General features: G+C 72.5%; 20 protein-coding genes. 15 read left to right on the forward strand and 5 right to left on the reverse strand.

Annotated features, from left to right (window positions below; translation table 11 throughout):
- Positions 1-167 precede the first annotated feature (167 nt).
- Entirely contained in the window at positions 168-974 is an 807-nt protein-coding gene (locus ACN269_RS21740; protein ID WP_421474142.1) for an HAD family hydrolase, read from the reverse strand.
- Positions 975-1323: 349 nt separating this feature from the next.
- Entirely contained in the window at positions 1324-1932 is a 609-nt protein-coding gene (locus tag ACN269_RS21745) for a DUF4240 domain-containing protein (RefSeq protein ID WP_421474143.1), read from the reverse strand.
- A 103-nt stretch (positions 1933-2035) separates the two neighbouring features.
- Between ACN269_RS21745 and ACN269_RS21750 the strand changes: the two genes are divergently transcribed.
- The 9 genes from ACN269_RS21750 to ACN269_RS21790 all read left to right on the forward strand — a co-directional run bounded on the left by ACN269_RS21750 (position 2036) and on the right by ACN269_RS21790 (position 8966).
- Positions 2036-2587: an RNA polymerase sigma factor gene (locus ACN269_RS21750; protein WP_421474144.1), complete on the forward strand. Its 552-nt coding sequence runs from the start codon at positions 2036-2038 to the stop codon at positions 2585-2587.
- The gene (locus tag ACN269_RS21755) at positions 2587-3588 is read left to right on the forward strand and encodes a CU044_5270 family protein (RefSeq protein ID WP_421474145.1); all 1002 of its coding nucleotides are present in this window, start codon (positions 2587-2589) and stop codon (positions 3586-3588) included. Before ACN269_RS21750 ends, ACN269_RS21755 begins: the two co-directional genes overlap by 1 nt.
- 222 nt (positions 3589-3810) lie before the next feature.
- Positions 3811-4911, forward strand: a complete 1101-nt coding sequence (gene ssd / locus ACN269_RS21760) for a septum site-determining protein Ssd (RefSeq protein ID WP_421474146.1) — start codon at positions 3811-3813, stop codon at positions 4909-4911.
- Entirely contained in the window at positions 4908-6119 is a 1212-nt protein-coding gene (locus tag ACN269_RS21765) for a TadA family conjugal transfer-associated ATPase (protein ID WP_421474147.1), read from the forward strand. The genes ssd and ACN269_RS21765 overlap by 4 nt, the downstream gene beginning before the upstream one ends.
- Complete coding sequence (locus tag ACN269_RS21770; RefSeq protein ID WP_421474148.1) at positions 6116-7258, forward strand: hypothetical protein; 1143 nt, start codon at positions 6116-6118, stop codon at positions 7256-7258. The genes ACN269_RS21765 and ACN269_RS21770 overlap by 4 nt, the downstream gene beginning before the upstream one ends.
- The gene (locus ACN269_RS21775; protein ID WP_421474149.1) at positions 7258-7896 is read left to right on the forward strand and encodes a type II secretion system F family protein; all 639 of its coding nucleotides are present in this window, start codon (positions 7258-7260) and stop codon (positions 7894-7896) included. Before ACN269_RS21770 ends, ACN269_RS21775 begins: the two co-directional genes overlap by 1 nt.
- 22 nt (positions 7897-7918) lie before the next feature.
- The gene (locus ACN269_RS21780; protein WP_234584142.1) at positions 7919-8086 is read left to right on the forward strand and encodes a DUF4244 domain-containing protein; all 168 of its coding nucleotides are present in this window, start codon (positions 7919-7921) and stop codon (positions 8084-8086) included.
- A gap of 77 nt (positions 8087-8163) precedes the next feature.
- Positions 8164-8514, forward strand: a complete 351-nt coding sequence (locus ACN269_RS21785; RefSeq protein WP_421476481.1) for a TadE family type IV pilus minor pilin — start codon at positions 8164-8166, stop codon at positions 8512-8514.
- The gene (locus ACN269_RS21790; protein WP_421474150.1) at positions 8514-8966 is read left to right on the forward strand and encodes an Rv3654c family TadE-like protein; all 453 of its coding nucleotides are present in this window, start codon (positions 8514-8516) and stop codon (positions 8964-8966) included. Before ACN269_RS21785 ends, ACN269_RS21790 begins: the two co-directional genes overlap by 1 nt.
- A gap of 278 nt (positions 8967-9244) precedes the next feature.
- Here ACN269_RS21790 and ACN269_RS21795 read toward each other — a convergent pair whose 3' ends face one another.
- From ACN269_RS21795 to ACN269_RS21805, 3 genes are all read right to left on the reverse strand, one after another.
- Positions 9245-9823: a hypothetical protein gene (locus ACN269_RS21795; protein ID WP_421474151.1), complete on the reverse strand. Its 579-nt coding sequence runs from the start codon at positions 9821-9823 to the stop codon at positions 9245-9247.
- Positions 9824-9986: 163 nt separating this feature from the next.
- Complete coding sequence (locus tag ACN269_RS21800) at positions 9987-10190, reverse strand: hypothetical protein (protein WP_421474152.1); 204 nt, start codon at positions 10188-10190, stop codon at positions 9987-9989.
- A 99-nt stretch (positions 10191-10289) separates the two neighbouring features.
- Positions 10290-12632 (reverse strand): DEAD/DEAH box helicase, encoded by a 2343-nt coding sequence (locus ACN269_RS21805; protein ID WP_421474153.1) that lies wholly within the window; start codon positions 12630-12632, stop codon positions 10290-10292.
- Positions 12633-12763: 131 nt separating this feature from the next.
- Between ACN269_RS21805 and ACN269_RS21810 the strand changes: the two genes are divergently transcribed.
- From ACN269_RS21810 to topA, 6 genes are all read left to right on the forward strand, one after another.
- The gene (locus tag ACN269_RS21810) at positions 12764-13120 is read left to right on the forward strand and encodes an STAS domain-containing protein (RefSeq protein ID WP_355049272.1); all 357 of its coding nucleotides are present in this window, start codon (positions 12764-12766) and stop codon (positions 13118-13120) included.
- The gene (locus ACN269_RS21815; protein ID WP_355049271.1) at positions 13117-13554 is read left to right on the forward strand and encodes an ATP-binding protein; all 438 of its coding nucleotides are present in this window, start codon (positions 13117-13119) and stop codon (positions 13552-13554) included. Before ACN269_RS21810 ends, ACN269_RS21815 begins: the two co-directional genes overlap by 4 nt.
- Before the next feature lie 333 nt (positions 13555-13887).
- Complete coding sequence (locus tag ACN269_RS21820) at positions 13888-16236, forward strand: sodium-translocating pyrophosphatase (protein WP_421474154.1); 2349 nt, start codon at positions 13888-13890, stop codon at positions 16234-16236.
- 101 nt (positions 16237-16337) lie between these two features.
- Complete coding sequence (locus ACN269_RS21825; RefSeq protein WP_421474155.1) at positions 16338-16877, forward strand: hypothetical protein; 540 nt, start codon at positions 16338-16340, stop codon at positions 16875-16877.
- Positions 16868-17617, forward strand: coding sequence for a hypothetical protein (locus tag ACN269_RS21830; RefSeq protein ID WP_421474156.1), 750 nt, complete (start codon positions 16868-16870; stop codon positions 17615-17617). Before ACN269_RS21825 ends, ACN269_RS21830 begins: the two co-directional genes overlap by 10 nt.
- 323 nt (positions 17618-17940) lie before the next feature.
- Positions 17941-20778, forward strand: a complete 2838-nt coding sequence (topA, locus tag ACN269_RS21835; RefSeq protein WP_421474157.1) for a type I DNA topoisomerase — start codon at positions 17941-17943, stop codon at positions 20776-20778.
- Positions 20779-20784: the final 6 nt, after the last annotated feature.

Below are 20784 nucleotides of genomic sequence, written 5' to 3' on the forward strand. Positions count from 1 at the left end.
GTCCGCTCAATACGGCGTGGGACCGGGGGCGATGGAGTGTGTCGGATAGACGACTGTCGACGATGGCGGTGACAGCCGGAGAGGTGAGCGGCGAGTGAACGAACGCCTACCGAGGGTGGCGTCCTCGGCGGCGCGCCGCAGCCGCGCGTTGCCCGGGCGGGCCGCGGTCAGGCCGGGGTGGCGGCGGCGCGAGTGCGGCGGTGCCGGCCGTACCAGGCGATGCCGATGGCCACTCCCACGCCGACCCCCAGCGCGGCCGCCGCCACCGGGACGGCCGGCCGCTCCCGCCAGCGGCGGCCCAGCGGAATCGGGTGCCGGAACTCCAGCACCGGCCAGGCGTTCTCCGAGGCCAGCTTGCGCAGCTGTCGGTCCGGGTTGACCACGCTCGGGTGCCCCACGCACTCCAGCAGGGGGCGGTCGCTGTACGAGTCGGAGTAGGCGTACGAGTCGGCCAGGTCGTAGTCCCGGACGGCCGCCAGCTCGGTGACCGCCTCGACCTTGCTCGGACCGGCCGCGTAGAACTCGACCTCACCGCTGTAACGGCCGTCGCGCACCGTCATCCGGGTGGCGATCACGTCGGTCACCCCGAGCAGCTCGCCGATCGGGCGGACCATCTCCTCGCCGGACGCCGACACCAGCACCACGTCCCGCCCGGCCGCCTGGTGCTCCTCGATCAGGGCGGCGGCCTCGGCGTACACATAGGGGTTGATCAGCTCGTGGAGTGTCTCCGCGACGATCTGGCGGACCTGTTCCACCTGCCAGCCCTTGCAGAGCGCGGCCAGGTAGTCCCGTGTCCGGGCCATGGTCTGCTCGTCGGTGCCGCCCAGCCGGAACATCAGCTGCGCGTACGCCGACTTGACCACGTCACGCCGAGTGATCAGCCCGTCCCGGTAGAACGGCCGACCAAACGCCAGGGCGCTCGACTTGGCGATGACGGTCTTGTCCAGATCGAAAAAAGCGGCACTTCGGCCCACGGCGCGAAAGTCTAGCCGGATGGTCTATGGTCGGCGGGTGCCCGGGGTCAGGCCACCCCTTGGACCTGCGGACGGGTACCCCCACCACCGCTCAGCGTGACCGTGCTCACATTCGGCGAGGAGATTTTCGCGCTGAGTGGAGTGGACACCACTCGACGTGACGGGCCCGCTCAGGCAGACTTGTCCGCACGACGTGCTTTCACATCCCCGAAACAGACAGGCCCTCGGCGGTTGCACCCCCCGTGACCGCTGAGTGGTTCGGCTCGACCCCCCCGGAGCCGAACCGTTGACGACCCCCGTCTCCCCCCGACGGGGGTCGTCCCTTTGTCGGGGAGCGCTCCCGCCCGGCCTACCGGGCCGCGAGTCGGCGGGCGCGGAACAGCTCGAACAGCCGGGGCAGCCGCCTGCGCCACTCGGCTTCGTCGGTGAGGTCCCAGCGCCCGTCGGCGGGCGGCTCCGTTGGAGCGGTAGCCGCAGGCTGGGCTGCCTCAACGGCTTCCCAGAAGGCCTCCGAGTCGCCCGTCAGCCGCTCGTACGCCGCCTCTGCGGCGCACAGAAGGGCCTCGTCGCCGATCCACAGATGGCGGCCCTCCGATGCGCTGATCCGCCGTACCGCGGGATGTTCGGCGAGCGAGTCGGGATCACGCACTGCTGACTCGAACGCATCCCTGCCCAGACCGACCAGCCCCGCCTGGAAGTCGGAGAATCCGTCGTCGGAGAGGAAGCCGTACTCGATGATCCAGCAGGCCGCGCAGACGTCCCAGGTGTCCGCTCGATCGGCCACCTCGCCGAACATCTGGTCGAACGCCACGATCTGGGCCAACGGAAGTCGCGTCAGCTCGGTCACCAGGGCGTCGGCCAGCGCACTCGGCTGACCGTCGCGCTGCGGTTGGTCCGCCGCCACGCCTGCCGCAGCCCGTGCCCTCGCCACGACGCTCCAGAACTCCGCCACATTCACGGGCGGGAGTGTGCCCGACGGGTCCGACAGTTCGCGGCGCGGTAATCGTCGGGCGTCCCGCGACACAAGCCAGGGTGAGATCGCCGACGTGATGGGGGTTCGGGTGGGTCCACCGGGGAAGCGCGACGAGGTCTGGTTCACCAGCCTCTACGCCGCCGAGTACGCGCACATCGTCCGGTACGGCCTGCGCCGGCTCGGCGACGCCGACGCGTCGGCGGAACTCGCCCAGGAGGTGTTCGTCGTCGCGTGGCGGCGGCGTGGGGAAATACCGGACCGTGCTCTGCCCTGGCTGTACGGGGTGGCCCGGCGCCTGTTGGCGAACCAGTGGCGGTCCCGGCGCGCCGCGCCGGACCTGCTGCCGATCACGGAGGCCGACCTGACTCGGGCGGCCGATCCCTCGGCTGCCGACACGGCCCTGGGGGTTGCCGACATCCGGGCCGCGCTGGCGACCCTCAACGATCTCGATCAGGAGATCCTGCGGCTCGTCGGCTGGGAGGAGTTGACGGTGTCCGAGGCGGCCCAGGTCCTCGGCTGTACCCGTACGACCGCCGCCGTGCGCCTGCATCGCGCCCGCCGCCGTCTGGCCGTGGCGATGTCGAGTCGGCCGGTGCGTTCCCGCCGTCAGCTGCTGACGACCGCGCGAGAGGAGCTGTGATGTCCCAGGTGGCACGTACCCGTACCCTCATCGGCCCGGCCGATCCGGCGCGGAGCGCGACCGTCGCACCGCCTTCGGTCGCGGCCCACGAGTTGATCGACCGTGCCGGCGTCGCCGAAGCTGCGGCGCATCGTCGCGTACGCCCGACTCGCCGGCTCGTCCTGACGGCCGGGACCCTCGCGGTGGCGGCGGCTGTGGCGGCCGCGCTGCGGCCGTCCGGCGAGCGCACGCCGGACGTCCCGGGTGGGCCCGGGGACGCGGCGGGCCTGGTGCTCGTGCCGGTCGCCTATCAGTTCGACGTCGACCCGCCGGCTGCCGGCCCGCGGCTGTGCACGCTGGCCACCAGGATCAAGAACGCGGGGTACGACACCCGTGGCGGGCGCTACATGTACCACCACACGAAGGTGTGGGGTGACCCGGTGATGAGTTCGCCCGACGGTCACCACGTCGCGTTCGTCGGCGAGACGAAGGTCTGGCAGGCCCCGGACGGGACCGGCAGCCAGGCCAACACCCAACTGGAGCCGCAGTACCCCGACGAGGAGTCCCGGGCGTACTGGCAGCGCAAAATCCCCCAGGGCCGGGCGGCCGGTGCTGCCGAGTCGTCGCCGATCCCGCTGCCGCCGATGGAGCTGACGCCACCACCGGCCGAACCGGCCCGACTGCGGGAACTGCTCAGGATCGAGCACGGCCCGGGGGCGGCCAGCAAGGCGGTCGGCACGCTCTATGCCCGGTACGTCCTACCGCGCGCGATCCGAGCGGAGATCCTGCGGGTCCTCGCCGACCTGTCGGGCCTGCGCTGGCGGGGTCAGGTGACCGACCGCGCCGGTCGGGCCGGTGTCGCGGTCACCTACGACGACCGGGAACACGACGTCCAGTTCCTCCTGATCTTCGACGCGAACACCGGTGGCCTGCTCGCCCACGAGATGCTGACGCTCATGCCGGTACGGCTCAGCGCGTACCAGTTGATCATCGACACCGCCTGGACCGACCGCGTCGGCTGACCGGCGATTTTCGGGGCCGCTTCCTCGGGAGCGGCCCTGCGGTGTTTTTGCGGCAGTGCCGCTAGCTGCACGAACGCCAGTGCGCATAGCAGATCGACCGCCTCGGCGGGCGTTGTCCACAGGCCCCTGAGTTGTCCACAGGCGGCCGGGTCGAGGGCGTCGTTCGGGGTTCATCGCGAGCAGGGTCGGCGGTGCATCCGATCCCGACCGCTGGAGGCCGCGATGGCACCCCGTACCTCCGTTCCGCCGATCCGACGGCTCCCACTGGTCGTCACGGGGGACGGCGACCTGCTCGACGACCTGCTCCGACTCGCCGCCGCCGGCGGGACCGAGGTGGAACTCGCCGCCGACCCGGCTGCGGCCCGCACCCGCTGGGCCTCCGCGCCGCTGGTGCTGCTCGGTGTCGACCAGGCGCAGGCGTGCCTGCGGGCCCGACTACCGAAGCGGCCCCGGTTGGTGCTCGTCGGCAGGGCCGGCCAGATCGACCCCGGCTGGCAGATCGCCGAGCTGATCGGCGCCGAACACGTCGCCGCGCTGCCCGCCGCCGAGCCGTGGCTCGTGGACCGGCTGGCCGAACACGGCCCCGACCAGCCGGACGGCCCGAACGCGCGGATCGTCGCGCTGTTCGGTGGCCGAGGTGGCGCCGGCGCCAGTGTGCTAGCCGGCGGGCTCGCCGTGACCGCCGCGCGGGCCCGACTGCGCACCCTGCTCATCGACGCCGACCCGCTCGGCGGTGGCCTCGACCTCGTCCTCGGCTGGGAACAGCTCGAAGGGCTGCGGTGGCCGTCGCTCACCAGCGCGGACGGCCGGGTCGACGCTCCCGCGCTGGTCCAGGCCCTGCCCAGTCGAGGTGACCTGGTGGTGCTCTCCTGGGATCGCGGGGAGATGCTGGCGCTGCCCGCCGCGGCGATGGCGTCGACCGTCGACGCCGCCCACCGGGGCCGGGACTTCGTGGTGATCGACCTGCCCCGGCAGTTCGACGACGCCGCCGTGGTCGCGTTGCAGGCGGCCGACCAGGCGTTAGTCGTCGTACCGGCGGAGTTGCGCGCCACCGCGGCCGCCGCCCGGGTGGTGGCCGTGGCCGCACCACACTGCGAGGCACTCTCGGTGGTGGTGCGCGGGCCCGCCCCCGGCCGCCTGCGCGCCACCGAGGTAGCACGGGCGCTGGGCCTTCCCCTCGCCGGCACGCTGCGCCCCGAGCCTGGACTCTGCCGGGGCCTCGAACGCGGCGAAGCCCCGGCGGCGGCCGGCAAGGGCCCGCTCGCCGCGCTGTGCCAGCGGATCGTCGCCGACCTCACCGGCGCCACGAGCGGTGCGGCATGAGCGGCCGGCCGGAGGACGCCACCTTCGCGGCCCGGGTACGGCAGCGGATCGTCGCCGCCACCGACCCGGTCACCCCGGCGGCGATCGTGTCCGCCGTACGCGCCGAACCCACCGCTGCGGTGCTGGGCGACACCGCCGTGCTGCGGATCGCCGACCGGGTGCACGACGACCTCGTCGGCGCCGGGCCGCTCGCCCCGCTGCTGGCCGATCCGGAGGTGACCGACGTCCTGGTCAACGGCGTGCGCGTCTGGGTCGACCGGGGCGCGGGGCTGCACCAGGTGGCGATCCCGGTGGGCTCGGTCGACGACGTCCGCCGGTTGGCGCAGCGGCTCATCGCCGGCGCGGGTCGGCGGCTCGACGACGGCTCCCCGTACGCGGACGCCCGGCTGCCCGACGGCACCCGCCTGCACGCCGTGCTGCCTCCGGTGGCGACCGAGGGTCCCTACCTGTCGCTGCGGACGTTCCGGCATCGCCCCTACACGCTCGATGAGCTGGTCAGCCAGGGGACGGTGCCGCGACCGGTGGCACCGCTGCTCGCCGCCGTCGTCGCGGCCCGGTTGGCGTACCTGGTGACCGGCGGCACGGGCTCGGGCAAGACGACCCTGCTCAACACGCTGCTCGGGTTGGTGCCGGCCACCGAACGGATCGTCCTGGTGGAGGACGCGGCAGAACTCCAACCGGGGCATCCGCACGTGGTCGGACTCCAGGCCCGTACCGCCAACGTCGAGGGGACGGGCGTGGTCAGCCTCGGCGACCTGGTCCGGCAGGCGCTGCGGATGCGTCCGGACCGCCTGGTCGTCGGGGAGTGCCGGGGCGCGGAGGTGGTCGACCTGCTGGCCGCGTTGAACACGGGTCACGACGGCGGAGCCGGCACGCTGCACGCCAACACCCCGTCCGACGTGCCGGCCCGGCTGGAGGCGCTCGGCATGCTCGGTGGGCTACCCCGCGCCGCGCTGCACGCGCAGGTGGTCGCCGCGCTTCAGGTGCTGCTCCAGGTACGTCGCGGCGATCAGGGCCGCGTCCTCGAATCGATCTGCCTGTTGCTCCCCGAAGGCCCGGAACGCCTGGCGACCGTGGTACCCGCCTGGACACGTGGACGAGGCCTGGGGCTGGCCGCTCGTACGTTCGGCGCGCTGCTGCGGGACCGGGGCGTCGCGGTCCCGCCGATCCTCAGCGAGCCGTGGCCCGGTTCGGCAGGTCCGGCGTGAACGCCACGATGCCGCTGGTCGCGGCGCTGCTGCTGGCCACCGCGACCCTTGTGGTCTGGCGGGCGAAGAGGATCAGGGACCGCCGACGTCGGGTGCTGGTCCCGTCCCGGCGTGTCGTCGTCGACCCGGACGAGGCCTTGGTCGAGTGGATCAGAGACCTCGCCCGCGCGCAGGACCGTCCGACCGACGAGGTCAGCGGCGTGGCGGCACCGGCCCAACCTGGCGTACTCGCGCAGCCGACGCCCAACACCGGGCGGACGGCGGTTGCCTGGTCCGCTCGCGACCTGGACGACGGCCCGGGCCGTTCCAGGGCGGTCGGTGGACCGGCGGGGCCCACCCGACCGGCCGGCCCGGCGCGTCCGCCGGCCCGCCGAGACTCGCGCCGCCCGGCTGCCAGCACCGGGCCGGAGGTCACGACCCTCAAGGCCGTCGACTCGCAGAACCACGCGGGCGGTGGGCTGCTCGCGGAACCGCCGGGTCCGGGGGACGGTGGGCCGCTCGTGACCCCTGCGGTACGCGCCCGACGATCACCGCGTCGCGTGCTGCTCCTGGTCGGTCTGGCGGGAGCAGGTGTCGGAACCGTGTCCGGTGGGCCGGTGGCTGCGGTGGCGATGGCCGGCTACGGCACGCTCGCTACCCGCGCCCTGTTGCGCTGGAGAACGAATCGACAGGCCGAGCTGAGTCGACGGCACACCCTGGACCTGCTGTGCGGTCTGGCGGCGGACCTCCGGGCAGGTCTGCCCGTACCGCCGGCCCTCGGGATCACCTCGGGTGCAGGAGCACCGGTGAACGGCGTCGACCGGCTTCGCGACCTGACCTCGGCCGCCGTGCGGCTGGCAGATCGGACCGGCGCGCCGCTGGCGGAGCTGATCGAGCGGATCGAGGCGGACGCCCGTGCTACCGACCGTGGGCTGGCCGCCGCAGCGGCACAGGCGGCCGGCGCACGCGCCACCGCCTGGTTGCTGGCGGCTCTGCCGATCGGCGGGATCGGGCTCGGGTACGGGATCGGGGTCGATCCCCTGGCGGTGCTCCTGCACGACACGGTCGGCGGGGTGTGCGCGGTTCTCGCCGTCGGCCTGCAGATCGTCGGCCTGTTCTGGGCTGAGCGGCTGGGCGCCGGGCCGGGACGGACCACCTGATGTCCCCGGCGCTGCCCACTCGACGAACTGCGGGCCTGCGCCGCCGTCCGGATGCGATCCGGCTCGCGGCGGGCATGGCCGGGCTTGCCGTGGCAGTGGTTGTCGAGGGCTGGTTCGGGTTGCTGGCCGCCGTTCCGGTCGCCGTCCTGCTGGATGTGTCGCTGCGGCGGATCGAGCCGCCCGCCGTACGTGCCCAGCGGTTCCGGGAAGCCGCTGACCTGCCGCTCGCCGCCGACCTCCTGGCGGCCGCGATGCGGGCCGGTGCGCCGGTGGACCGCTCGGTCCTGGCGGTGGCCGACGCGTTGGACGGTCCGCTCGCCACCCGACTCGCCCGGGTGGGCCGCACGCTGCTCCTCGGCGGCGGTCCAGCGGAGGCGTGGTCGGCGCTGGACGGTGTGCCAGGGGCGGATCGGATGGCCGCGGCGGCGTTCCGCTCGGCCAACAGTGGCGCGGCGCTGGCCGGCGCGCTGACCCGTCTCGCCGACGACCTACGGGCCGACCGGGCCACCGCCGCCGAGGCGTCGGCCCGTCGGGCGGGCGTCCTCATCGTGCTGCCACTGGGGCTCTGTTTCCTGCCCGCGTTCATTCTCGCCGGCCTGGTGCCGGTGATCGTCGCCGTCCTCGGCGACGTGCTCTGACCCATCGAGGAAGGGAAGTTCCATGCGCAAACTCATCGCCCGACTGCGCGGCGACGACGGGATGAACACCGCCGAGTACGCCGTCGGCACGCTCGCCGCGGTGGCCTTCGCCGGGATCCTGTTGAAGGTGCTGACCTCGGGCAACGTCCAGTCCGCGCTGACCGCGGTCATCGACCGGGCACTCAAGTGATCCGGCGCCGGCAGGTCGACCGTAGGCGGAACCCGGACGCTCCCGGGCACACGTTCGACGGCGCCCGGTGGGTTCACATCGTCGGCGGCGAGCGGGGATCCTTCACCGCCGAACTGGCGGCCGGCCTGCCGGCGCTCCTGGTGCTCCTGCTCGCCGGCCTGACGGTGCTGAACGCCGTCAGCACGCAGGCGAGTTGCCTGCACACCGCCCGCGAAGCAGCGCTGGCCGTCGCTCGGGGTGCCAGCGCCTCGGACGGGGAACAGACCGCGCCACCAGGCACGGAGATGTCGGTGTCGGTCGACGGTGATCGGGTGCGGGCGACCGTTCGTGCCCCGGTTCGTGCGCTTGGCGGCCGGCTCCCACGGATCACCGTGGCAGCCACCGCCGTCGCAGCCGTGGAACCTGGTGCCCAAGTGGTGAGCCGGTGATGCCGCCCCGGCCAAGGGTGCCGGCGCGCCGTAACGGCCGCGGCCCGGGCCACGGTCGATTCCGTAGCCGCAGCCCTGACAGCGGGCGAGACCCAGACGGCCGAGCAGACGGGGAGCGGGGTGGCGCGACCATCCTGCTGCTCGCGCTGGGGCTGGTGTTCGTGCTGGTCGGGACATTCGGCGCCGCCGTCGCCGCGACCGGCATGGCGGCCCAGCGGGCGGCGGTGGCCGCTGATCTCGGCGCGCTGGCCGGGGCCACCCGAGCGCTCGACGGGGACCTGACGGCGTGCGCGTACGCCACGGACATCGCCCAGCGCAACGACGGCCGGCTGGTGGACTGCGTCGTCGATGGGCTGGAGGTGCTGGTGACCGTCGAGGTGGCGTTCACCCCGGTTCCGGGTCTGACGCGGGTCGCGACGTCGACGGCCCGCGCCGGTCCGGTACGCGGCTGAACGACAGAGCCCGACTGAACGACAGAGCCCGACTGAACGGCTGCGCCCGGCCGAACGGCTGCGCCCGGCCCGGGTCGGAGTGGGTAGGGCTCGGTCGGGTTGGACTGGGCAGCGGATCGACGGCGGGGCGGGGCTGTGAGCCCTGCCCCGCCAGCCGAGCTGAGGGAGGCTCCGCCGATCTTGCACTTGGTGTCAACGAGATGTGGCTTTCGTGGCCTATGCCGGGACACCAAGTGCAAGATCGCGGGTGGGGTGGCGAGAAACGCCGGTCGGGTGCGTCAGCGAGCCTGGAGCGCGTCGAGGGCGACGGCCATGGCGATGACGAGGCGGCGGTCGATCTGCGGGTTCTGCACCTCGACGACGTACTTGTCGCGCAGGCCCCACTTCTTGACCACCGAGAAGACGGGCTGGCCGCCGGCGAGGAAGTCGAAGTGGTACGGCAGCCAGGACAGCGAGTCGACGAACCGGCGCAGCAGCGCCACCGGCAGGCTGCGCTCCTGACCCGTCACCTGCGGCAGACCGGTCTGCTCGACGTGCCAGGTGGAGCGGAGCAGGGACTGGGCGAAGTCCTTGCGGAACAGGCCGATCGGGTTGCCGGCCGCGTCGGTGACGTCGTACGTGGCACCGAGGTCGAGGCGCTGGCGGGCCTTGAAGCCGAGCAGGGGCTGCTGCTTGGAGTCGTCGGTGTAGATCGTCACCTGCTCCTTGAAGGCGAGCCGCTTCTGCTGCGCGAAGGCGAGCAGTTCGCCCTCGCTGCCGTCCGGGGCGACCGCCCGGACCTCGTACTGGTTGACCATCATCCGCAGCCGCTGGCGGATGTGGAACTGCTGCAGGGTCTGCAAGTTGTCGAGCTGCATGTGTTCTCCTCAGGGGGCGTCGCGCCGGAGTCTCGCACAACCGGGCAACCCCTGCCGGCCCGTGCCCAACCGACCCATGCCCGACCGGCACACCCACCCCGACCAGTTCGCCCCGACTGGCCCAGCTGACCGGTCCGCCCGGCCGGACCGGCCACGCGCGGTTTCAGCGACTGTCCACCGTCGAGCGCAACGACCAGGTGTTGAGCACCTGGTGGATGCTGCGCAGCCTCTCGTTGATCTGCTCCAGCCGTTCGGCCTGAGCCAGCGCGGCCAGCGCGGCCCCGAGTGCGATCTGCTGGTCGAGGGTGAGATGGTCCTGGTCGATGGTGTAGAGCAGGTCGACGGTCTCGGCGATCGTGTCGGCCACAACTTCTCCTCGGGCGCGGGGGCGAACTACAACACAAGCATCGATGGAAGCGCTCCCACACCATTGTGCCCAGTGCGACCGGGATTCATGCAAGGTGACTCAGGAGGGCAGATTGCCCAGCACCACGTCGAGGACCCGGATCGCATCCGGCTTCGAGAGCGGGTTGTTGCCGTTGCCGCACTTCGGCGACTGCACGCAGGACGGGCAGCCGGCCTCGCAGCCGCACTCCGCGATCGCGTCGCGGGTGGCCCGCAGCCACGCCGACGCCGTCCCGTAGGCGCGCTCCGCGAAGCCCGCGCCGCCCGGGTGCCCGTCGTAGACGAAGACCGTCGGTGCCTCGGTGTCCGGGTGCAGGGCGGTGGAGAGGCCCCCGATGTCCCACCTGTCGCAGGTCGCCATCAGTGGAAGCAGGCCGATCGCGGCGTGTTCGGCGGCGTGCAGCGCGCCCGGCACGTCGGCCGGCTGCACCCCGGCGGACGTCAGCGACCGCTCGGAGAGCGTGAACCACACCGCCACCGTGCGCAGCTCCCGGGCCGGCAGGTCCAGCGGCCGGGTGTCGATCACCTCGCCGGTGGCGATCCTGCGCCGCTGGTACGACACCACCTGGCTGGTGACGTCCACCTCGCCGAGGAACATCCCGACCGGCCCGGCGTCGACGTAGGAGCGCACCGACACCACGGACAGGTCCGTGACGTCCCGGGCGTGGGTGGACCAGTCCGGCTCCTCGACGTGCACCAACGCGCAGCCGTCGGCGAGGTCCAGCTCGTCGACCACGTACGAGACGCCCTGGTGCAGGTAGACCGCGCCGGGGTGGAGCAGGAAGTGGGACGAGCTACCGTCGACGGTGCCGAGCAGTCGGCCGGTGGCCGACTCCACCACGCAGACCGGTGCGCCGCCCTCGCCGCGCAGGTCCACCTCGGGGCGCTCGCGGTGCCGCCAGTACCAGCCGGTGGGCCGCTGCCGCAGCGCCCCGGCCGCCACCAACTCGTCCACCGCCTCCTTCGCCCCGTCGCCGAAGAGCGCCAGGTCGGCCGGCGTCAGCGGCGCCTCGGCGGCGGCGCAGGCCAGCTGCGGAGCCAGCACGTACGGGTTGGCCGGGTCGAGCACCGTCGCCTCCACCGGCGCACCGAAGATCGCCTCGGGGTGGTGCACCAGGTAGGTGTCGAGTGGGTCGTCCCGGGCCACCAGCACCGCGAGCGCCTCCTGGCCGGAACGCCCGGCGCGGCCCGCCTGCTGCCACAGCGACGCCCGGGTGCCCGGGTAGCCGCAGATCAACACCGCGTCCAGCCCCACCAGGTCGACGCCCAGCTCCAGCGCGTTGGTGGAGGCCAGGCCGAGCAGGTCGCCGTGTAGCAGTGCCCGTTCCAGCTCGCGGCGCTCCTCGCGCAGGTAGCCGCCCCGGTAGGCGGCCACCCGGTCGCCGAGCCCCGGCACCGCGTCGTCGAGCGCCCGGCGTGCGTTGGCCGCCACCACCTCGGCACCCTTGCGGGACCGGACGAACGCGAGGGTGCGTACCCCCTCGGCGACCGTGTCGGCGAGTAGGTCCGCGGTCTCGCGCAGCGCCGACCGGCGGACCTGACGAAGGTCGTCGTGGTCGCCCGTCGCCTGCGGGGGGACCGGGGAAGAGGAGCCCGAGTCGGGTGGCAGCAGTGGCGGTTCCCAGAGCGCGAAGGTCACCCCGCCGCGCGGCGAGGTGTCCTCGGTGACCGCGGTCACCGGCAGGCCGGTGAGGCGGGTGGCGGCGGTCGCCGGGTCGCCGGAGGTGGCCGAGGCGAGGACGAAGACCGGACTGGCGCCGAAGCGTGCGCACTGCCGGCGCAACCTGCGCAGCACGTGCGCCACGTGCGAGCCGAACACACCCCGGTAGGTGTGGCACTCGTCGACCACCACGTACGCCAGTCGGCGCAGGAACCCGGACCACTGGGCGTGGCCGGGAAGGATGCCGTGGTGCAGCATGTCCGGGTTGGTCAGCACGAAGCGGGAGTGTCGGCGGATCCACTCCCGTTCGGCGCGCGGCGTGTCCCCGTCGTAGCAGGCGGGGCGTACCCCCTCCAGCTCCAGGCCGGCGACGGCCCGCAGCTGGTCGGCGGCGAGGGCCTTGGTCGGTGCGAGGTAGAGCACGGTGGCCCGGGGGTCGGCGAGCAGCGTGGCCAGCGCCGGGAGCTGGTACGCCAGGGACTTGCCGGACGCGGTTCCGGTGGCGACGATCACGTGGCCACCCTCGTACGCCAGGGTGGCCGCCTCGGCCTGGTGCCGCCAGGGCGCGACCACGCCGCGGCGGGCGAAGGTCGCCTCCAGCTCCGGCGGCGTCCACGCCGGCCACGGTGCGGGCGCCCCGATGCGGGCGGGCACCCGCTCGACGTGGGTGACCGGGTCGCCCGCGCCCCGGGAGCGCAACCGGCGCAGCAGGTCGGCCGGCGGGGAGGTAGTCACGTCCTGCACTCTCGCACTGGTGTTCGGAGATGAAAAGCCGGGCCCGGGGGTAAGGAAGAGCCGCCGCCGGTGACCGCAGGGTGTCCCGGCGGTAGTGGTTAGATGCCCAGGAGAGTTTACGGCTCTGGCGAGGAGGACCGATGGAGCTGTCGCTGGCGACGCGTACCGTGGGCGAGCACACGGTGCTCGAGGTCGGCGGTGAGGTGGACGTCTACACCGCGCCCCGGCTCCGCGAACGTCTCCTCGAGCTGATCGACGGCGGTGCCCGGCACGTGATCGTGGACCTCGGGCGGGTGGACTTCCTCGACTCCACCGGGCTGGGCGTGCTGGTGGGCGCGCACAAGCGGCTGCGCACGGCCGGCGGCTCGTTCGCCCTGGTCTGTGACAAGGAGCCGCTGCTCAAGATCTTCCGGATCACGGCGCTGGATCAGGTGTTCCCGCTGCACGCCACGGTCGAGGCGGCGGCCGGCGCGGGCCCGAGCGGCGCCAACGCGTGATGGCGACGGTCCGGCTCTCCTTTTCTCCGGCCCCGGTGCACGTGCGTACCGCCCGCCTGGTCGGCGTGGCCGTCGCCCGGCGGGCCGGTGTCCGTGAGGACCTGCTGGACGAGGTGCGCCTGGCCATCGGTGAGGCGTGCACCCGGGCGGTCGCATTGCACCGTCAGTACGGCCTGGCCGATCCGGTGCTGGTGGAGATGTCCGACGGCGGCACGTACGCGGTGCGGGTCGTGGACCGGGCGCCGATCGAGGCCAGCATCGGGCTGGCGGCGCTGCCGCCGGACGAGTTGGCCGACGAGTCGCTGACCGACGAGGCGCTGACCACCGGTGTCGGGTTCGCCCTGCTCGCCGGCTTCGTCGAGGACCTCCAGGTGCGCCCGGTCGACGAGGGCATCGGCACCGAGGTGCGGATGGTGTGGCCGGTGGGCCGCTGACCCGTCAGGGCCACCGAATCGAGAAAGAGCAAGGCCGTGTCCCCACTGGGGATGCGGCCTTGTCATCATGGATCGGGCCCTATATCAGATTTCGTTTCATAACACAGCGACGAAGATCATCGAGACACGGTGCCCCCTGCATGTGACCTCGAACACTGTGGAGGGCTACAGTACCCGGGTTGTCAGCAAGTGATCCATCCCGCAGCCAGCGGGTATGGGTGGTCATCGCTGGTCCGCTGGGGTGGGTTGGCGCGCGCTTGCGAGTCCGCATCCAGGCGTCGACCGGTGCGTCTCCACCCGTCGACGCGAGTGTTCGGTAACAGGAGGACACAGATGTCCGAGACCTTGGCCGCCGATGGCGGCGGGCTTTCCCTTACCGGAAGCAATGTCACGTACGTCGTCATCGCCGCGGTCATCGCGCTGGTGGCGCTCGTCTTCGCCGCCGCTTTGACGAAGGCCGTGCTGGCAGCCGGCAAGGGCACCACCAATATGCAGGAGATCTCGGGGGCGGTCCAGGAGGGCGCCTCGGCCTACCTGCTCCGCCAGTTCCGCACCTTGGCGATCTTCGTCGTCGTCGCCGTGGTGCTCCTCTTCCTGCTGCCGGTGCACGACACCGACGGCAGCGAGATGGCCGTGAAGCTCGGCCGCTCGCTCTTCTTCGTGGTGGGCGCCGTGTTCAGCGCGTCCATCGGTGGTGCCGGCATGTGGCTGGCGACCCGCGCCAACCTGCGGGTGGCCGCCGCCGCCCGGGAGCGACAGGGCGGCCGCGAGGCGGCCATGAAGATCGCCTTCCGGACCGGCGGCGTGGTCGGCTTCCTCACCGTCGGCCTCGGCCTCTTCGGTGCCGCGCTGGTCGTCCTGGTCTACCGGGGTGACGCGCCGACGGTGCTGGAGGGCTTCGGCTTCGGCGCCGCCCTGCTGGCCATGTTCATGCGGGTCGGCGGTGGCATCTTCACCAAGGCCGCCGACGTCGGCGCCGACCTCGTCGGCAAGGTCGAGCAGGGCATCCCCGAGGACGACCCGCGCAACGCCGCCACCATCGCCGACAACGTGGGCGACAACGTCGGTGACTGCGCCGGCATGGCCGCCGACCTGTTCGAGTCGTACGCGGTGACGCTGGTGGCCGCGCTGATCCTGGGCCGGGCCGCGTTCGGCGAGGACGGTCTGGTCTTCCCGCTGATCATCTCCACGATCGGCGTGCTGGTCGCCATCGTCGGCGTCTTCATCACCCGGCTGCGCGCCTCCGACCGCAACGGCCTCACCGCGATCAACCGGGCCTTCTACATCTCCGCCGTGATCTCCGCGGTGCTGGTGGCGATCGCCGCGTACGCGTACCTGCCGGCGACCTTCGCCGAACTGGAGGGTGGCCTCGGCGACGTCGACCGCAACCCGCGCCTGGTGGCCATCGGCGCGGTGGTCATCGGCATCGTGCTGGCCGCCGCCATCCAGGCGCTGACCGGCTACTTCACCGAGACCAACAAGCGGCCCGTGCAGGACATCGGCAAGAGCTCGCAGACCGGCGCCGCCACCGTCATCCTCGCCGGCATCAGCGTCGGCCTGGAGTCGGCGGTCTACTCGGCGCTGCTGATCGGCGCCGGTGTCTTCGGGGCGTTCCTGCTCGGCGGCAGCTCCATCACGCTGTCGCTGTTCGCGGTGGCGCTGGCCGGTACCGGCCTGCTCACCACCGTCGGCGTCATCGTCGCCATGGACACCTTCGGGCCGATCTCGGACAACGCCCAGGGCGTGGCGGAGATGTCCGGCGACATCGACGAGCACGGCGCGCGGACGCTCACCGAGCTGGACGCGGTCGGCAACACCACCAAGGCGATCACCAAGGGCATCGCGATCGCCACGGCGGTCCTCGCCGCGACCGCGCTGTTCGGCTCGTACACGGACACCCTGCGGACCGCGTACGCGGACGCCGGGGTGGGCGACGTCGGGACCGAGATCCTCAACTCGCTGAACGTGGCCAACCCGCGCAACCTGGTCGGGTTGATCATCGGTGCGGCGGTCGTCTTCCTCTTCTCCGGTCTGGCCATCAACGCGGTGTCCCGCTCGGCCGGCGCGGTCGTCATGGAGGTCCGCCGGCAGTTCCGTGAGCTGCCCGGCATCATGGACCGCACCCAGCGCCCGGAGTACGGCAAGGTCGTCGACATCTGCACCCGGGACGCGCAGCGCGAGCTGATGACCCCCGGCCTGCTCGCCATCCTGGCGCCGATCGCGGTCGGCTTCGGCCTCGGCCCGGGCGCGCTGGCCTCGTACCTGGCCGGCGCGATCGGCGCAGGCACCCTGATGGCGGTGTTCCTGGCCAACTCCGGCGGCGCGTGGGACAACGCCAAGAAGTTGGTCGAGGACGGCGCGTACGGCGGCAAGGGCTCCGAGTCGCACTCCGCGACGGTCATCGGCGACACCGTGGGTGACCCGTTCAAGGACACCGCCGGCCCGGCCATCAACCCGCTGATCAAGGTGATGAACCTGGTCTCGCTGCTGATCGCGCCCGCCGTGGTGGCGTACAGCGTCGGCGACGACCGCAACGTCGGCCTGCGGGTGGGCATCGCGCTGGTCGCCACGCTGATCATCGTGGCGTCGGTGGTCTTCAGCAAGCGCAAGGGCATCGCCATGGACGACTCCGACACCGGCGCGGGCAGCGCCGACCACCGTCCGGAGACCGTCAACGCCTGACACCGGCGGCACCGGGGTCCCCGTCCGACGCACCCGTCGGGCGGGGACCCCGGCCATCCGGATCGGTGCCACACCTGGCCGAAGGTCGTACGCTGCAACGCATGCGTACGTGCCGGGCGTCTGCCGCCGGAAAGCTCACGGTGGTCCTGGCCACGCTCGTCGTCGTCCTCACCGGCTGCGGTGGGCCCAGCCCACGGGCCTGGGCGGCCTCGGTCTGTGGCGCGCTCACCCCGTGGCGCTCCGAGATCAGCAAGTTGACCAGCAGCACCGATCAGCAGATGACGGCGCAGACCACCCCGGCGCAGGCCAAGGAGAACCTGGTGCGGCTCTTCGGTGGCGCGGAACAGGCCAGCGAGACCGCGCGCCGCAAGGTCGAGCAGGCCGGGGTCCCGGAGACCGACAACGGCGAGGCCATCTCCGCCGGTTTCCGTGGGTCGCTGGAGAAGATGCGGGACGCCTACGGCCGGGCCCGGGACACCATCGAGGGGTTGGGCACCGGCGAACCCGCCGCCTTCTACGACGGCGTCCGCGCCGCCGTGGACACCTTGAACAAGGAGTACGACGCCAGCGCGCTGGACACCAGCAAGCTCAACTCCGAGGAGCTGAAACGGGCCTTCGACGAGGTGCCCGAGTGTCGCTGAACGGGCTCGGTGACACGCCGGCCGCGCAGTCGCTGCCGGCGTTGTTCCCCGTACCCGAGCCCGACCCGTCGCCCGCCGACCCGCCGCCTGCGGGTCCGAGCCGGCGGCGCGGCGGTGCCGACCGCTCCGAGCCGACCCTTCCCGGGCCGTCCCGGGCCGGGGACGCGGGACGGCAACTCGTCTTCTTCGGCGCGGACGCCGCCGAACCGGCGATCGCCGATCTGGCCGGGCTGCTCGCCGGGCCGGGCGAGGTCGTCCGGATGGGCGGTACCGCCCGACTCGCGGTACGGGTGGACGCCGCCTGGCGGGTGCACGTGCTCGTCGCCGAGCTGGCGCTGCGTGGGCTGGCCGCGAGCTGGGAGCCGACCGAGGACCAGCGGCACGCCGTGCGGACGTCGTACACCCGGTTGTTGAAGCCGCTCGCAGTCGCCTGGCTGGACGGCCCGGCGAAGCGTCCTCCGGCGGCCTTCCACCTGACCGGCCGGCGGCTCCGACTGTGGCTCGCCGCCGCCGGGACCCCGGAGCCGCCCAGTGGTTTCCTGCTCCGCCTCGGCGCGGACGACCAGCGGTCCTGGGACGCGATTGGCGCGGCCCTCGCCGCCGCCGGCCTGGCCGGCACGCTCCTCGGCCCCGACGAGGGCGGCCCGGCGTACCTGATCACCGGCCGCCGCCGCCTGGCCCGCCTGGCCGAGCTGGTCGGCGCCCCACCACCCGCGGCACCCACGAACGCCTGGCCCTGACCCCCGCCCGCCCCGCCCGACGCGAGCGGGGTGAGGTGTCCGGTGTTGGACAACTGGGTTGAACCGGCCGGTGGAGGGCCCGCCATCGTCACAGTGACCCGCTCCGAGCCCTACCCACGGTGTACGGTGGCGCCGTCCGGCAGTGTCGAGCACGGCGGGCGGAGTCGACCGCCGCGCCGCAGCGGATTGCCGCCCGCGAAACCCGAAACGCGGACGGCGCGTTACGTTGGACATCCGGACCGCCGGTGCCACGGCGGGGTCGAGAGCGGTCGCTGTCGTAAGGCGCCGGCGGGCCACGAGCAGGAGTGAGGTCGGGGAGAGACGTGCCGAGCAACGCTGGAACCACCCGTCTGGTCATCGTCGAGTCACCGGCGAAGGCCAAGACGATCTCGGGCTACCTCGGCCCGGGGTACGTCGTGGAGGCCAGCTTCGGTCACGTCCGCGACCTGCCGCGCAACGCCGCCGACGTGCCGGCCAAGTACAAGGGCGAGTCCTGGGCCCGCCTCGGGGTCGACGTGGACAACGGCTTCCACGCCCTCTACGTCGTCTCGGCCGACCGCAAGCAGCAGATCAGCAAGCTGGTGAAGCTGGCCAAGGAGGTCGACGAGATCTTCCTGGCGACGGATGAGGACCGCGAGGGCGAGGCCATCGCCTGGCACCTGGTCGAGACCCTCAAGCCCAAGGTGCCGGTCAAGCGGATGGTCTTCCACGAGATCACCAAGCCGGCGATCCAGGCCGCCGTGGCGAACCCTCGGGAGATCGACCGCGACCTGGTGGACGCCCAGGAGGCCCGGCGCATCCTCGACCGCCTCTACGGCTACGAGGTCTCTCCGGTGCTGTGGAAGAAGGTCATGCCGAAGCTCTCGGCGGGCCGGGTGCAGTCCGTGGCGACCCGCATCGTGGTCGAGCGGGAACGGCAGCGGATGGCGTTCCGCACCGCCGAGTACTGGGACATCCTGGCCACCCTCGCCGTGGCGAACGCCGGTGAGGGGCCGCGCACCTTCAACGCCACCCTGATCGCGCTCAACGGCGACCGGATCGCCACCGGTAAGGACTTCGAGCCCACCACGGGCAAGGTCCGGGCCGGCGCGGGCGTCGTCCACCTCGACGAGGGCGGTGCCCGGGGTCTGGCGGCCCGGCTCGATGGGCGACCGTTCACGGTCACCCGGGTCGAGGAGAAGCCGTACCGTCGCCGCCCGTACGCGCCGTTCATCACCTCCACCCTCCAGCAGGAGGCGGCCCGCAAGCTGCGCCTGTCCTCGCAGCAGACGATGCGCATCGCGCAGCGCCTGTACGAGAACGGCTACATCACCTACATGCGTACCGACTCGGTGAACCTGTCGGAGACCGCCATCTCGGCGGCCCGCCGGCAGATCGTCGAGCTGTACGGCGAGCGCAGCGTTCCGCCGGAGCCCCGCCGCTACACCGGCAAGGTCAAGAACGCCCAGGAGGCGCACGAGGCGATCCGCCCGGCGGGAGACAACTTCCGTACCCCGGGCGAGGTGGCCAAGGAGCTGTCCGCCGAGGAGTTCAAGCTCTACGAGCTGATCTGGCGGCGCACCATCGCCTCGCAGATGACCGACGCCGTCGGTTCCAGCGTGTCGGTGCGCATCCGCGCGGTCTCCACCTCGCAGGAGGAGGCGGACTTCGGCGCGACCGGCAAGACCATCACCGACCCGGGCTTCCTGCGCGCGTACGTCGAGTCCAGCGACGACGAGAACGCCGAGGCCGAGGACGCCGAGCGCCGGCTGCCGACCCTGGTCAAGGACCAGCCGCTGACCGCCGACGAGCTGGCCGCGCAGGGCCACCACACCCAGCCGCCGTCGCGCTACACCGAGGCGTCGCTGGTGAAGGCGCTGGAGGAGCTGGGCATCGGCCGCCCGTCCACCTACGCGTCGATCATGCAGACGATCCAGGACCGGGGGTACGTCACCAAGCGCGGCCAGGCGATGATCCCCACGTTCCTGGCCTTCGCGGTGATCGGCCTGATGGAGCGGCACTACCCACGCCTCATCGACTACGACTTCACCGCCAGCATGGAGAACGAGCTGGACGAGATCGCCGGCGGTGACCACGCCGCGGTCGACTTCCTCACCTCCTTCTACTTCGGCAGCACCAACGGCACAGGTGACCAGGCCATCGCGCACGCAGGTGGCCTGAAGAAGCTGGTCACCGAGAACCTGAGCGAGATCGACGCGCGCAGCGTCAACTCGATCCCACTCTTCACCGACGACGAGGGCCGCGAGGTCGTCGTCCGGGTCGGCCGCTACGGCCCGTACCTCCAGCGGGCGGTCCCCGGCGAGCCGCCGGCCGCCCCGGCCGAGGGCGAGGAGGCCGCTCCCCAGGGCGACCGGGCGCCGATCCCCGAGGGCCTGGCCCCGGACGAGCTGACCCCGGAGAAGGTGCACGAGCTGTTCCTCGGCGGCAGCGGCGAGCGCAAGCTCGGCGACGACCCGGCCACCGGCGAGCCGATCGTGCTCAAGTCCGGCCGCTTCGGCCCGTACGTCTCCAGCGGCGAGCGCAAGTCCTCGCTGCTGCGCTCGCAGACGCCGGAGTCGCTCTCCCTCGACGAGGCGCTGCGGCTGCTCAGCCTGCCCCGGCTGGTGGGCGTCGCGCCCGACGGCGTCGAGGTGTTCGCCAACAACGGACGCTACGGCCCGTACGTGAAGCGGGGCGAGGAGTTCCGCTCGCTCGAATCCGAAGAGCAGATGTTCACGGTCACCCTGGACGAGGCGCTGGCCCTGCTGGCCGCTCCGAAGACTCGGGGCCGCCGGGCCGCCGCCCCACCGCTGCGCGAGATGGGCGTCGATCCGCTGACCGAGAAGCCTCTGGTCATCAAGGACGGGCGTTTCGGACCGTACGTCACCGACGGCGAGGTCAACGCGTCCCTGCGGCGCGGGCAGACCCCGGAGGCGCTGAGCATCGAGGAAGCGTCCGAGATGCTGGCCGACAAGCGCGCCAAGGGCCCGGCCCCGCGCAAGAAGGCGGCGGCGAAGAAGGCTCCCGCGAAGAAGGCGACGGCGACTAAGAAGGCCACGGCGACGAAGAAGACGGCTGCCGCCGCGAAGTCCACCGCCGCGAAGAAGACCACCACTGCCAAGGCGACGGCGGCGAAGAAGGCGGCTCCGAGGAAGGCCACCACCGGTCCTGCCGAAGGGTGACGACCG

The organism is Micromonospora sp. WMMD736, assembly GCF_049179015.1.
In the GTDB taxonomy this organism is placed as follows: domain Bacteria; phylum Actinomycetota; class Actinomycetes; order Mycobacteriales; family Micromonosporaceae; genus Micromonospora.